We start from the raw sequence: 13286 nt of genomic DNA, 5'->3' as shown, positions 1-13286 counted from the left end.
CTACCCACGGAGAGAGACATGGCAGAACGCCTCAATAATGACTTTCAATTTCTGGATGTAGCACGCCAAGATCCAGAGAAAAAAGATATTACTGTCCGCAAAGCAGAGTTTGTGGAAATTTATAAACCTTTTACTGCGGATGTGGCTGCGAATCAATCACATCGTTGTTTAGGTTGTGGTAATCCCTATTGTGAATGGAAATGTCCAGTACATAACTACATTCCAAACTGGTTGAAGCTAATTGCGGAAGGTCAAATTTTCCAAGCGGCTGAACTTTGCCATCAAACCAATACCTTGCCAGAAGTTTGTGGTCGTGTATGTCCACAAGACCGTTTGTGTGAAGGTGCATGTACCCTAAATGATGGCTTTGGTGCAGTAACCATTGGGAATGCTGAAAAGTACATCAATGATACAGCATTTGCTTTAGGCTGGCGCCCAGATATGTCTGGGGTAAAGCCGACGGGTAAAAAAGTCGCGATTATTGGTGCTGGCCCAGCAGGCTTAGGTTGTGCAGATATTCTTGCACGCGGTGGTGTTAAACCTGTGGTATTTGATAAACGCCCAGAAATCGGTGGTCTTCTTACCTTCGGTATTCCTGAATTTAAAATGGAAAAAGATGTGATGAAGCGTCGCCGTGAAATCTTCACGGGGATGGGCATCGAATTCCGTTTAAATACTGAGATTGGTACTGACGTTACTATTGAACAATTGTTAGCTGAATATGATGCTGTATTCATGGGAATGGGCACCTATACCTATATGAAAGGTGGTTTCCCTGGTGAAGATCTCGATGGTGTTTATGATGCATTAGATTTCTTGATTGCCAACGTAAATCGTTGTCAAGGTTGGGAAAAAGATCCAAGCGAATACATCAACCTAGACGGTAAAAAAGTAATTGTGCTTGGTGGTGGTGATACCGCGATGGATTGTAACCGTACCTCGCTACGCCAAGGTGCACATGATGTGACCTGTGCTTATCGTCGTGATGAAAGCAACATGCCAGGTTCTGCACGTGAAGTGAAAAATGCCTATGAAGAAGGTGTGAAATTCCTATTCAATCGTCAGCCGATTGAAATCGTGGGCGAAAATGGTCAAGTGACTGGCGTGAAATTCGTAACAACTCAATTAGGCGCACCTGATAGCCGTGGTCGTCGTAGCCCTGAACCAATTCCGGGTTCTGAAGAAGTATTGCCAGCGGATGCGGTACTACTTGCTTTTGGTTTCCGTCCAAGTCCAGCTGATTGGTTTGGTGGCGCAAAGGTAAATCTAGATGGTTCAGGTCGTGTAGTTGCGGCTGAACAGCAAGAATTCAAATTCCAAACGTCCAACCCGAAGATTTTCGCGGGTGGTGATATGGTGCGTGGTTCTGATCTTGTTGTGACTGCAATTTGGGAAGGACGTGAAGCGGCTGAAGGTATCTTGGATTACCTTGGGGTTTAATTCAAACACCTAAGCTATCGCTTTAAATAAAAATGCTGTAGATTATCTTTAATTCGAAATATTTTTTGGATGAGAAGATGACTACAGCATTTCCTATTGATCAACTTACAAAAATTGAAAAATTACAATTAATAGAGCGCTTGTGGCAGGACTTATCTACTGAGTCTGAGCTGCTTTCACCACAGTGGCATGCTGAAGTTTTACAAAAAACAGAAGCATTAGTGGCGACACAGCAAAATCAATTTGTTGACTGGCAAGATGCTAAAAAACGATTGCAGAAGAAAACATGAAAATCCGTTTTGGCGAGTTTTGGACTGTAGAGCACAGCCCACTGCGGAATGATAAGTGACGAGTGTTGTTACTAGCGATACGTCAAATTCCATTTTACACTTTATCTTTTTGGTTTTTTTTGCCAGTTCAATAAGCTTTTTTGCCCTGTCTTTAGGGTTATATCCAGCGTATTACTGAATGTCAGTATGGAAATGATGCAGGCAATCAATATGGCTCTTGCAAATATCAACACAGAAAAGAATTATCTAAATCGTCCCAAAGCATTAGGGATTACCGTGCGGCGTTTGCAGTTTAATCCTAAAAAAATTAAGCGACATTATTTTGCAAATTCACCTGTGATGTCGCATCTCTTGACTGCACTTTCCTCAACCTTTCCGATAGGTGAGCAGTTTTTTGTCAACAGTGTACGTAATGTCCGAGACAAAGTAACAGACCCAAAATTACAAGCGCAGATCGCTGCATTTATTGGGCAGGAAGCGATGCATTCCAAAGCACATACCGAGTTTAATGATGCATGGCGGCGAGATGATTATAACCTTGATCGTTTTCAAACTTGGATTGCCAAACAGGATGAGTCATTAAGAAAAGCGCATCCAAAACTCCAACTCGCCTTGACTTGTGCATTTGAGCATTTCACTGCAATGTTAGGAGGTTATATTCTCAAGCATCCTGAGCTATTAAGTACCTTGGATGAGGATGCAATGAAGCTATGGGTATGGCATGCAATTGAGGAAATCGAGCATCGTTCAGTAGCATTTGATGTTTATGAAGAGGTGTATGGCGACGATCGAATTCGACGTTTGTTGATGCGTAGCGTCACCACTGGTTTTGCGAGTTTGGTTTTTTACGGAACAACACGTTTGATCTGGCAAGATAAGTGGAAAAGTCTGCCTAAAGTCGGTGGAAATTTATTTGGACTATATTTACTGAGCAAAATGCTGATTCAATTGATTCCTGAATATTTATCGTATTATCAAGCTGATTTTCATCCAGCGAAGCATGACTATACTAAGTTGGTCAATTACTGGAAAGCGCGTATGGCAGATGAATATGGCATGATCAGTTTTCAGGAAGAGACTGCTTCGAAAATTTATAGTTAGTGTGTCAATTTTAATTTAACACCGTTCAAAACCCATTGAATCCCCCTTCTATAAGGGTGATTTCTTATCATCATATAGCTAGACATTATTCGCTTTGCACGGCATTACATTTAGACCTTGATGTAATGCCGTTTTTATTTAAAGAGAAATAAAACAACGTTAATAAACTTTACACAGCGCACAAAAAATCACACTACAATGAATTATCGCAAAAATATAAAGAAAAACTTGAGGATAAACTTTATGAAAGCTATGAAACAAACCGCTCTCGCAACCGTATTGGCAAGCAGTTTATTGTTTACAGGTTGTGGCTATAACACCTTACAAGTCAAAGATGAAGCCGTGATTGCATCATGGTCAGAAGTACAAAACCAGTATCAACGTCGTGCTGACCTCGTACCGAATTTAGTTAATGTGGTAAAAGGCTATGCCAAACACGAAGAACAAGTTTTAGTTGAAGTAACTCAAGCGCGTTCTAATGTAGCAGGTTTAAAAGTAGATAAAGAGGTTTTAGAAGACCCAGCCTTATTTGAAAAATATCAACAAGCACAAAGCCAACTTACCAGTTCATTGTCTCGTTTAATTGCCGTTTCAGAAAACTATCCTGATCTCAAAGCCAATGAAAATTTCCGTGATCTACAAGCGCAGCTTGAAGGAACGGAAAACCGTATCGCAGTCGCGCGTAATCGTTATATTACCACTGTTCAAGATTACAATGCCTATGCACGTCAATTCCCGCAAGTGATGACTGCTAAAGTGATCGGCATGAAAACCAAAGAAAACTTTAAGGCGGAAGCATCTGCTGAACAAGCGCCAACAGTTTCTTTTAACTAAATAGGCATTGTCGGGAGTCACTGTATGATGAAAACGTCAAAGCAAGCATGGACGCAGCGAATTTACGCTGTTTTCATCCTTCTTTTTACAACACTTTGTTTTCAACATGCGGTGTGGGCGGAGCAAGCAACAGCAACAGATCAAGGTGATGTGCTGATTGCTGGCAAAATCATCCAAGAACAACAAAAAAATCAATCGGCTGCACCTGCCAATAGCAATGACACTGCTCCAGTTCTGCCCAAGGTTGCCGATGATATGGCAGAGGGTGAGTCCATACGCGGCTTACCCACTTTAAATCAGCCAGTCATTGATCAAGCCAATATATTGAGTGCTGCTGAAACGCAGCAGTTGAATCAAAAAATTCTCAGTCTCTATCAGCAGGGCAAGGCACAAATAGGTGTGATTATTGTACCGACCACGGGACAAGAAGCTATTTTTGACTTTGCTTTAAGGACTGGTGAAAAATGGCAATTGGGTTCGGCTAAACGCGATAATGGCTTACTGATTGCGATTGCGGTTAATGATCGTAACATTCAAATTCTAACGGGCTATGGCTTGGAAGGTGTTTTACCTGATGTGGTGCTGAGTCGAATTATTCGTAATCAGATCACGCCTGCATTTAAACAAGGTCAATATGCACAAGGTATTGCGGCGGGTTTGGATGAGATTACTCGAATCGTCAATTTAGATCCTGAAGTTGCACAACAAGCAGCACAGGAGTTAAAAGAGCGTCATGAGCAAGCATTGCATCAGCAACAAGCCAGAGACAGTAGTCTTTCAATGGCACTCTTTATCTTGATTGCTGGCGTTGTGGGTTCATTTATTGTGGGTAAACGTCTCAGTGCATCTACTGCTGGGGTTGCAGCAGCGGTGGCAGGTTTGGTCAGTGGGGCTGGTGTATTGATGAGCTTATTACTGGGTATCGGTGTGTTCTTTTTATTGATCACCTCACTGGCGCAACTGATTTTCCAAGCCTTTTTATCAGGTGGTGGACGTGGCGGTGGTGGTTTTGGGGGCGGAAGTGGTGGTGGATATCGTGGTGGTGGCGGTGGTTTTGGCGGTGGAGGTGCATCAGGCTCATGGTAACTAAGACAGATACAACGCAAATTATTACCAAGCCCAAACTGGATGAACGAGTCCAACCGAGCTTGAAACGTTGGTTTAAGCATTTTTTATATATTTCTGCCACGCATCGTTATTTTAGTAAGCAAGATCGTTTAGAGATTGCGCAGACGGTACAGCAAGCTGAGCATGGACATGTCGGTGAGATACAGGTGGTGATCGAAGGGCATATCCCTTGTTCACAAGCCTATCATCAGGATACGCGGTTACGTGCGCAACAGCTCTTTGCTGAGTTGGGGGTATGGGATACTGAGTTGAATAGTGGCGTGTTGCTTTACCTGAATCTATGCGAGCGCAAAGTCGAGATCGTGATTGATCGCGGTTTAAAGAATGCAACAGATACTGAAACTTGGCAGCAGATTTGCCAGTTGATCATCGAAAAACTAAAACAGAAACAATATCAACAAGGTGTTTTGGTCGGTATTCAAGAAATCGGTCAGGTGTTGGCGATGTATTATGATCAGCCAATTTCCGATCAAACCAATGAACTGAGCAATGAGCCGATTATTTTGAATTAATAGAGCTTGTACAGTTCCAAATATTTCGCCTTTGGCTGAAAAATTAGACTTTGAGAAATTCAATGTTGGGGGGATTTGCTCATATTTGATTGTGTCGTTTAATTAAGGGATATATCGCCTAGTGATAAACGGATGTTATCTGGCGATGAGTGGTAAGGTCAGTTACAATTTTTTTTATGTGACCTATTTCGCTCAATTTTAAAACAATAAGAGCATCATCAAAATTGACTTTAAAATCCAAGACGGGTAATGAGAGAAAGCTGACATTATTTGTCATTTATCCTCGTAAAATGTCCAAACTGCATCAATTGTGAACAGACGTAATATTGTTTTAAGTCTCTGTTTTTTTAGGTTAAAATTGGCTAAGCTAGGAGCTGGCATGAAACATGCTGAATACAAAGTAGCTGAATAAAGCTTATAAAAAATTTATACATTGGAGAAATGTTATGAACACAATGCAAAAGGGTTTTACCTTAATTGAACTCATGATCGTTGTTGCGATCATCGGTATTTTGGCAGCAGTCGCGATTCCTGCTTATCAGGATTATACGGTGCGTGCAAAATGGGCGTCTAATGTATCTGATATCGAAGGTATTAAAGGTGCTATTAAGAATTGTTTAAATGATCAAGCAACAGATGGTACTCAATGTCAAACTTTAGCTCAATTACAAGCTTATGATTTCCCTGGTACTGTTTTACCAACACCTAGTTATGCTACTGGTGTAGTGGCATTGGCTGGCGCTGCTCCAAGTGCTCCAGCGGCAAATGATGGTCAAGTGAATATAACTTTCACAGGTACATCAGAAGTTAAAAGCTTGGTTTATGCAGCTGATTGTGAAATGAATACAGGTGGTAATATTGAATGTACAGCAACAGCTGCTGATACATTAGGTAAATATATGAAAGGTAGTAAGCGTTAATCTTATAACGTTTGATATAAAAAATGGTGAATTTACTTCACCATTTTTTATGAGCTACTCTTATGTAAATTGTCATTAAGTGACATAAAAATTTTTTATAATAAGTATAAATTATTGATTATATTGAAAATATTTATTGGTATAAAATTTGCTTGGTATCCATTAGAGCTGTTAATGGAGTAACTAAAATGCAAAAAGGTTTTACTTTAATTGAGTTAATGATTGTTGTTGCAATTATTGGGGTTTTAGCTGCAATTGCTGTGCCTGCATATCAGAAATATCAAGTTCGAACTAAATGGGCGAGTAATATAGCCGATATTGAAGGGGTGAAAAATGCGATTCGAATTTGTATGATTACAACTGCAAATCAGGGAGCTTTATGTGATAACTTGTCGGATTTACAAGAAGCAGGTTTTGCTGGAACGGTACTGCCTACTCCAAGATATGCTAGTGGAGTAATTGTATTAAATGGGGTGGTTGGTAATGTGAATATCAGTTTTCAAGGGACTTCAGAGGTGATGAGTTTAGTCTATGATGCCGATGGTGCTGTGGATGCATCTGGAAATATGGTATTTACAAAAACTAATTTAGATACGCTTGGTGAATTTTATAAACATAATAAGCGTTAATGAATATTTTAAATTGGATACTGGAAAGTGATGTCTAATCGTATCAAAGCAGCTTTGGTTCATAGTGGAATTTCAATTGTAATTTTAAGTATGCTTCTGGGGTGGATACTTTTGGTTTGGTATCCAACTCCTTTGGTTAAAGCAATGGGAGTAACACATCTAATTGGATTGATTACATTTATACATGTAGTTGTTGCTCCTTTATTGACGTTATTAATATATAAGTCGGGAAAAAAAACTTTAATATTTGATTTAAGTATTATTGTGATAATACAAACAATTGCTCTAGGTTATGGTGTTTGGAGTGTAGCTCAAGGTAGACCTGCTTGGATAGTATATGATTTAGATAGTTTTGAGGTGGTAAGGCCTATTGATATAGATCAAAGTGATAAAATTCCAAAAATAAAAAATAAATATCAACAGCCCTCTTGGTTTAAACCCCATTATGTAGCTATACAATTAAATAAAGACAATACCAAAGAATTCACCGATGATGTCTTGGGTATGATGTTTGGAGCGTCAATGTTGTTAAAAATTGAACGTTATACATCCTTAGATAGAGCTAAAGTTCGAATACAAGAAACTGCACAAGACTTGGAGTTACTAAAACAATTCAATGACCCACAAGCTGTACAGAAAACTTTAGCCAAATACCCACAAGCCGATTCTTTCGTGCCACTTAAAGCCACAGCTGTAGATATGACCGTCTTAATCAATAAAGAAACAGGCGAAGTAGTCAAGATTGTGGATTTGAGACCATGGGAATAAATTGCTTGAAAGGGTGCTCAGTTGAGTCCACTGATCAAACGATGTGGGTAGACTTGATCATTCTCATCAATTAAAAAATGTAGTTTTTCCTACCAACATTAAGATCAATAAATGGCTTCGTTATATACTACCGCGAAGCCTTATTTTTATTTAACCTTATGCAAGCTCTCTGTTTTCTTCTCGCCAGTGTTCTTCTTGGCTTTGCGTGGCTCTCGCCATTTCATACCTACCCATGGGTGACTTTTTCGAGCGATCTCGCTGGTTTTGCTGCGGGGATTACATTATTCACTTTGGCTCTGAATAAAAATATAAAAGTACCTAAAGCGCAGTTATGGATGCTGCCTATTGTTGTGATTCCAATATTGCAATGGAGTTTCGGCCTAATTGGAGATCTGAGTGTTGCGTTACTGAGTTCATTTTACCTATTTACGTTTTGGTTAATGATTTTGCTCGGTTTTAACCTGTCGCTACAGCAACCAAACCGCCGTGAACAGTTGATGCAAGGGTTTAGTTATCTCGTGCTTGCAACGGCTGTGATCACCAGTTTAATGGCAATCATGCAATGGGTGAAATTGGAGTCTCATTTCAGCTTTATTAATCAATTGAGAGGCAATAGACCTTTTGCCAATTTCGGGCAACCAAACAATATGGCGACCTTTTTAATCGTGGGATTGTTTGGGGGGCTTTATCTATATGAAAAACAAAAAGCGGCTTTATGGTTGCTGATCCCATCGAGCCTCTTGATTTTATTTGCGATTAGTTTAAGTCAGTCTAGAACATCGTGGTTGGTACTTATTTTTGTTTTTATTTATTGGATCTATAAACAACATAGAAATAGCCCGCGTCTGAATTTTCCTAAACTGATTTTTTGGTGTGCAACTTTTGTATTGATGTCAGGTTACCTTTTACCACTCTTGACGCAATGGATCGCAGCGGAACAGCTTACCGAAGTGGCCAAGACTGCTTCTATTGTTGATCGGGCGAGCCGAGGACATGAGCGTTTAGGAATGTGGATGCAAATCCTTTATGCGATCGCAGAGCAGCCATGGTGGGGCTATGGATGGAATCAAACCAGTGTGGCAGTGGTGGAGAGTCTTCAGTTCAATACGGTACAGGTTTGGTTTAATAGCTCGCATAATATTCTATTGGACTTACTGGTTTGGAATGGGATTCCACTTGGTCTTTTGATTATTGGCTATATCACCCTGTGGTTATTTTGGTTAAATCAACGCAGTAAAGAGACTGTTTCAATTATTGCGATGTTGATGGTCGTTGCCATTTTGATTCATGCCATGCTTGAGTTTCCTCAGCGCTATGCATATTTCTTATTGCCATTGGGCTTCTTATTGGGTCTGATTCAGTCGCAAACACCGAATTTAAAAGGCATCGAAATACATAAGAATATTATTCGTTGTGTTTGGGTGTTGAGTCTTATTGTACTTCTGATGATTTGGCGGGACTATAAGCTCTATCAAGACAACAGCCGTTTAGTCTTTGCGAAAAAGCCACCGACTGCTCGTATTTTGGGTAGTTCAGAAATTCTATTATTAACTCAGTTTGAGTGGCGTCTCAATTGGATTGCACTCTCACCGAATACAGTGATGTCTGAGCATGAGTTAATGATGATCGGCAAAATGGTGAAGAATAAAGCAACACCGTTTAATCTGAAAAAGTATGCGCAGTTGCTGGCATATAATGGTAGAGAGGCAGAAGCACAGCAATATATTGAGATTTGGAATCGGCTTTATAAAAAGCAACTGACTTTAGAGCAGGTGATCGGTCAGTCCAAAAAGTAACAGCGATAAAAAATCCCTTTCAAATTCTTGAAAGGGATTTTTTTGTTTCTTAAATTTGACTTTGAATATAGTTTTCGATGCCAACTTTTTCGACTAAATCAAGTTGAGTATCGAGCCAGTCTAGATACTCTTCTTCTTTCTCTAAAATCTCTTGGACTAAATCACGTGTCACATAATCCTGCTCAACTTCAGCAAGCTCAACTGCTTGCTGAATCGTCGCGATATTTTCTTTAACTTTGCGAATATCACAATTCAACACTTCTTCGGTGTGCTGACCGATATACAATTTGCCGAGATGTTGTAAGTTGGGCAAACCTTCTAAAAATAAAACACGTTCAATGATTTTATCGGCATGTTTCATTTGGCGAATAGATTCTTTGTATTCTGCTGAACCGAGCTGTTCGATGCCCCAATCATTAAACATACGAGAATGTAAAAAATATTGGTTAATTGCAGTTAAATGATGATAAAGCACCTGATTCAGCTGATTGATCACTTCACGATTGCCTTTCATTGCCTTGCTCCATAAAACACCAAGTTGATGCCCTAATAACTAAGGCAATTTATATGATTTTAATCAACAAAGAGGGCTATGGCGAGTAATTTATGGAACGGCAAATGAAAATCACAATCATGAGGAGTTAGGCGCTCAACGAGTGGTGAGCAGTGTAAGGTAATTTACGTCTATTATTTATTTTTATAAAAAAACCGCTTAGATGAAGAGTGGTTAAGGTTCGACAAGAAGCGGTGGAGTCGTAAAGACGAATGGAATTTGTTCTAAGGTCTAAATAAGTCAGGCTGCAACTGAGATGCGTGCAGCGATTTCAGCGAGTTCTTCACTGATAATAGCACGTGCTTCAGGAACACAACGCCCACAGCAAGTTCCTAAGCCAAGTTGTTCGCGGATTTCACGATAGCTCTCTGTACCGTTAGCAACGGCATCTTTGATATCTTGATCGGTGATTCCACGACATAAACAGACATACATGGCAGACTATTCACAAATATAAATGCGATAATTGATATTATTGATAATTGTTATCGTTTGTCAATGAATTTCATTCGAATAGCGAATAGATTCTTATTGGGAATTTGAATAAAAAAACACCACATTATCGGTGGTGTCTATGTTTTTTATTTATATTATTGAAAAATATGAATTAACATATTATGAAATAATCACAATACCGTCCATTTCTACCAGTGCATCTTTGGGTAGGCTAGCTACACCAAGCGCGGCACGTGCTGGATACGGCTGAGCAAAGTATTCCCCCATAATTTGATTGACCAACTGGAAGTGTGATAGATCAGTGAGGAAAATATTGAGTTTAGCGATATCAGCCAAACTACCGCCAGCAGCAGTACATACAGCTTTAAGGTTGTCAAAAACACGGCGAATTTGGGCTTCAATGCCATCCACGAGTTCCATACTATAAGGGTCTAAGCCGATTTGACCTGAAAGATAGAGCGTATTGCCAACGAGAATTGCTTGAGAATATGTTCCGATCGCAGCAGGGGCGTGTTCAGTATGAATAACTTGACGTGACATTAAGCTCTCCTATGTCTTTATTTTCGATCTTAAACAACGCGACTTTAACACAAAAGCTCAGTTGCGAAACGACTGAGTACTGCGGAGTCGTTTTCAGATGATTTTTAAACCACTTTAGCAACTTCGGGTTGGACGATGGGGATATTCAAACGTTCAATGCGCGGGAAATTCAGATGCATACGCAAGTCTCGAATGATTTGCGCAAGTTGTTTACGGTTATTCACTACAATATTGACGTAGGTTTTTTGATCTTGTGAGTGAACCATTTCGACCCCGGTCTTTGCCTTACGACATTGGTAGATCAGATCAGAAATTTGTTCATCGTTCATGGCCATGTGAATACATAAATAAGCACTAAAACGAACATCATCGATTTCTTCTGATTGCCAGTATAAAGGCATGATATTTTCAGGGTGTTGGTTTTGTTCGTGCAGCAAATTACGACAGCGTGAGCGATGCACGATTAAACCGCGACGCGACAAATGTCCTTGGATGGGATCTCCCAATACTGGGTTACAACAATGCGCATATTTTACATCTACGCCTTCAGTACCGAGAATTAAGCGATCTGATGTTTCATGAACATGTGAATATTGATCTTGAGCGAATAGGTGATTTGCCACCAATTGAGGCAGTAGGTCACCGACAGCGATCTGTTCAAATAAGGTATCTTTACTGCTTAAATGTCGCCACTCTAAAACATTGATCCAATCATTTTGAGAAAGATCGTTGATTGAGCGATGGAATAATTTTAAGGCTCGATTCAATGCTTGTTGGCCAACTAAACGTTGCTCATCAATATATTGATCTCTGAGCATGTTTTGCAATGCACGACGCGCTTTTTGCGTGTTAATAAAGCTCAGCCAATCTGGATTTGGCGTAGCCAGCACATCGGTAATGATCTCAACCACTTGACCGCTATGTAGTGGGGTGGATAAGGGGCGAATTTCACCATCCACTTTGGCACCCACAGCATGGTTACCTAGAAACAAGCTGGCCGAATAAGCGAAGTCGACTACAGTTGCGCCTTGCGGCAGTTCATGTAACTGTCCATGCGGAGTGTATACCCAGATTTTTTCTTGATGTAAATAATCAAGTAAATCGCTAAATGTGGTTTTGGCACAATCACTGTCGATTAAGGTGTTCAAGTTTTGCATAGAAGCTTGAATCGCTGATCGGCAAGCCTGAGGCGCATTTTCCCCAAGTACCACACCAAAGCGTGCGGCTTTACGCATCAATTCAGTTTGAATGGTGAGCGACAGTGTGGTTTTTTCGCCTTTAAGCTTAATCATGAGTGACTGATTGCCGCCAGGTAAAGGGCGGCGAATATGGTCTCGATATTGTAAAACTTGAAAATTATCTTTCAATGCTGTGACCAGACGGTCGCAATCCGCAATGCTTTGTAAAACGATTTCAAAGGCGTGGCTATGACTCAGTTCATTTAAATCAATTTCATTTTTTACAAAGTGACGTAGCAATTCGATATTATTATTTTTCTTTTTAATTCGACCTTTTATCTTATGGTTTTCTAATAAATCGGATAATTTTTGTTCCCAAATAGTTTGATATTCACAGCGTTTAGGTTTGGTCTCTAATAGCGCGGTTTGTATGTCATTGAACATGTCGAGATCAAGATTTTGATAACATAGATGTTCTAGGTTATCTGCCATCTCATTCATGCCCACAAGACGTGCCATAGGCACAAAAATATCAAACGTCTCTTGTGCGATTCGAGCACGTTTGTCTGGGCGCAGCGCACCTAGCGTGGTCATATTATGATAGCGATCTGCGAGTTTAATAATAATGACACGAGGATCTTGTAAGGTGGCTTGTAAGATTTTTCGGAAAGATGCGGCTTTGTTATATTCTTTATCACTGGAGTGGCTGAGTTTGGTCACGCCATCGACAAGTTCGGCGACGACCAATCCAAATTTTTCTCCAATTTCATCTTTGCTAAATTCAGTGTCTTCAATTACATCATGTAAGAGTGCAGCCATAAGCGTATCTGCATCGAGACGCATATGTGCCAAGATACAACTCACCGCAATAGGGTGTAAGACATAGGGTTCGCCACTTTTACGGGTAATACCGCTATGTGCTAAATCGGCAAAATCACAGGCAGCAAGCACACGCAGGACGTCGCTATCTTTGAGATAGGCATCAATAATTACTTTTAACTGTTGCTTGGCTTGGCTGACCTCTTCGCCTGGCATAGAAAAACACCTTTTATAACATGAATTCAATAATGATAACGTCTATGGATATTTGCTTTAGCTTCTAATGAAAAGCATATTGCCAAACTTGTCAATTTGTTCAGAA

14 protein-coding genes are annotated in these 13286 nt (G+C 40.1%); 10 read left to right on the top strand and 4 right to left on the bottom strand.

Annotation, left to right across the window (positions count from 1 at the left end):
• Positions 1 to 18 precede the first annotated feature (18 nt).
• The 10 genes from F991_RS15405 to F991_RS15360 all read left to right on the top strand — a co-directional run bounded on the left by F991_RS15405 (position 19) and on the right by F991_RS15360 (position 9418).
• Positions 19 to 1440, top strand: a complete 1422-nt coding sequence (locus tag F991_RS15405) for an FAD-dependent oxidoreductase (RefSeq protein WP_004673199.1) — start codon at positions 19 to 21, stop codon at positions 1438 to 1440.
• A gap of 77 nt (positions 1441 to 1517) precedes the next feature.
• On the top strand, positions 1518 to 1730 hold the full coding sequence (locus F991_RS15400) for an addiction module protein (RefSeq protein WP_004673197.1): 213 nt from the start codon (positions 1518 to 1520) through the stop codon (positions 1728 to 1730).
• A gap of 210 nt (positions 1731 to 1940) precedes the next feature.
• Positions 1941 to 2831 carry a metal-dependent hydrolase gene (locus F991_RS15395; protein WP_004673195.1) on the top strand — a complete coding sequence of 297 codons (891 nt, stop codon included), beginning with the start codon at positions 1941 to 1943 and terminating at the stop codon, positions 2829 to 2831.
• A gap of 243 nt (positions 2832 to 3074) precedes the next feature.
• On the top strand, positions 3075 to 3665 hold the full coding sequence (locus F991_RS15390; RefSeq protein ID WP_004673193.1) for a LemA family protein: 591 nt from the start codon (positions 3075 to 3077) through the stop codon (positions 3663 to 3665).
• A gap of 24 nt (positions 3666 to 3689) precedes the next feature.
• Positions 3690 to 4751 (top strand): TPM domain-containing protein, encoded by a 1062-nt coding sequence (locus tag F991_RS15385; protein WP_004673191.1) that lies wholly within the window; start codon positions 3690 to 3692, stop codon positions 4749 to 4751.
• The gene (locus F991_RS15380) at positions 4745 to 5305 is read left to right on the top strand and encodes a TPM domain-containing protein (protein ID WP_004673189.1); all 561 of its coding nucleotides are present in this window, start codon (positions 4745 to 4747) and stop codon (positions 5303 to 5305) included. Before F991_RS15385 ends, F991_RS15380 begins: the two co-directional genes overlap by 7 nt.
• Before the next feature lie 446 nt (positions 5306 to 5751).
• Positions 5752 to 6225, top strand: coding sequence for a pilin (locus tag F991_RS15375; protein WP_004673187.1), 474 nt, complete (start codon positions 5752 to 5754; stop codon positions 6223 to 6225).
• A gap of 188 nt (positions 6226 to 6413) precedes the next feature.
• The gene (locus F991_RS15370) at positions 6414 to 6854 is read left to right on the top strand and encodes a pilin (RefSeq protein ID WP_004673185.1); all 441 of its coding nucleotides are present in this window, start codon (positions 6414 to 6416) and stop codon (positions 6852 to 6854) included.
• Positions 6855 to 6884: 30 nt separating this feature from the next.
• Complete coding sequence (gene tfpZ / locus F991_RS15365) at positions 6885 to 7622, top strand: TfpX/TfpZ family type IV pilin accessory protein (RefSeq protein WP_004673184.1); 738 nt, start codon at positions 6885 to 6887, stop codon at positions 7620 to 7622.
• Between the two features lie 158 nt (positions 7623 to 7780).
• Positions 7781 to 9418: a PglL family O-oligosaccharyltransferase gene (locus F991_RS15360; RefSeq protein WP_004673181.1), complete on the top strand. Its 1638-nt coding sequence runs from the start codon at positions 7781 to 7783 to the stop codon at positions 9416 to 9418.
• A gap of 49 nt (positions 9419 to 9467) precedes the next feature.
• Here F991_RS15360 and bfr read toward each other — a convergent pair whose 3' ends face one another.
• The 4 genes from bfr to F991_RS15340 all read right to left on the bottom strand — a co-directional run bounded on the left by bfr (position 9468) and on the right by F991_RS15340 (position 13180).
• The gene (bfr, locus tag F991_RS15355; RefSeq protein WP_004673178.1) at positions 9468 to 9932 is read right to left on the bottom strand and encodes a heteropolymeric bacterioferritin subunit Bfr; all 465 of its coding nucleotides are present in this window, start codon (positions 9930 to 9932) and stop codon (positions 9468 to 9470) included.
• 279 nt (positions 9933 to 10211) lie between these two features.
• Positions 10212 to 10406 carry a bacterioferritin-associated ferredoxin gene (locus F991_RS15350; protein WP_004673176.1) on the bottom strand — a complete coding sequence of 65 codons (195 nt, stop codon included), beginning with the start codon at positions 10404 to 10406 and terminating at the stop codon, positions 10212 to 10214.
• 180 nt (positions 10407 to 10586) lie between these two features.
• Complete coding sequence (locus tag F991_RS15345; RefSeq protein WP_004673174.1) at positions 10587 to 10967, bottom strand: RidA family protein; 381 nt, start codon at positions 10965 to 10967, stop codon at positions 10587 to 10589.
• A 104-nt stretch (positions 10968 to 11071) separates the two neighbouring features.
• Positions 11072 to 13180, bottom strand: a complete 2109-nt coding sequence (locus F991_RS15340) for a RelA/SpoT family protein (protein ID WP_004673172.1) — start codon at positions 13178 to 13180, stop codon at positions 11072 to 11074.
• Positions 13181 to 13286 lie beyond the last annotated feature (106 nt).

It is taken from the genome of Acinetobacter sp. CIP-A165 (assembly GCF_000367985.1).
Classification (GTDB): Bacteria; Pseudomonadota; Gammaproteobacteria; order Pseudomonadales; family Moraxellaceae; genus Acinetobacter.
This window is presented reverse-complemented; position numbering and strand designations above follow the sequence as displayed.

What these genes read in the sequence shown, in the direction of transcription:
- tfpZ (WP_004673184.1), top strand. Translation starts at nt 6,885, where the DNA reads ATGTCTAATCGTATCAAAGCAGCTTTGGTTCATAGTGGAATTTCAATT.
- F991_RS15400 (WP_004673197.1), top strand. Translation starts at nt 1,518, where the DNA reads ATGACTACAGCATTTCCTATTGATCAACTTACAAAAATTGAAAAATTA.
- F991_RS15350 (WP_004673176.1), bottom strand. Translation starts at nt 10,406, where the DNA reads ATGTATGTCTGTTTATGTCGTGGAATCACCGATCAAGATATCAAAGAT.
- F991_RS15345 (WP_004673174.1), bottom strand. Translation starts at nt 10,967, where the DNA reads ATGTCACGTCAAGTTATTCATACTGAACACGCCCCTGCTGCGATCGGA.
- F991_RS15340 (WP_004673172.1), bottom strand. Translation starts at nt 13,180, where the DNA reads ATGCCAGGCGAAGAGGTCAGCCAAGCCAAGCAACAGTTAAAAGTAATT.
- F991_RS15385 (WP_004673191.1), top strand. Translation starts at nt 3,690, where the DNA reads ATGATGAAAACGTCAAAGCAAGCATGGACGCAGCGAATTTACGCTGTT.
- F991_RS15360 (WP_004673181.1), top strand. Translation starts at nt 7,781, where the DNA reads ATGCAAGCTCTCTGTTTTCTTCTCGCCAGTGTTCTTCTTGGCTTTGCG.
- F991_RS15395 (WP_004673195.1), top strand. Translation starts at nt 1,941, where the DNA reads ATGGCTCTTGCAAATATCAACACAGAAAAGAATTATCTAAATCGTCCC.
- F991_RS15390 (WP_004673193.1), top strand. Translation starts at nt 3,075, where the DNA reads ATGAAAGCTATGAAACAAACCGCTCTCGCAACCGTATTGGCAAGCAGT.
- F991_RS15370 (WP_004673185.1), top strand. Translation starts at nt 6,414, where the DNA reads ATGCAAAAAGGTTTTACTTTAATTGAGTTAATGATTGTTGTTGCAATT.
- bfr (WP_004673178.1), bottom strand. Translation starts at nt 9,932, where the DNA reads ATGAAAGGCAATCGTGAAGTGATCAATCAGCTGAATCAGGTGCTTTAT.
- F991_RS15405 (WP_004673199.1), top strand. Translation starts at nt 19, where the DNA reads ATGGCAGAACGCCTCAATAATGACTTTCAATTTCTGGATGTAGCACGC.
- F991_RS15375 (WP_004673187.1), top strand. Translation starts at nt 5,752, where the DNA reads ATGAACACAATGCAAAAGGGTTTTACCTTAATTGAACTCATGATCGTT.
- F991_RS15380 (WP_004673189.1), top strand. Translation starts at nt 4,745, where the DNA reads ATGGTAACTAAGACAGATACAACGCAAATTATTACCAAGCCCAAACTG.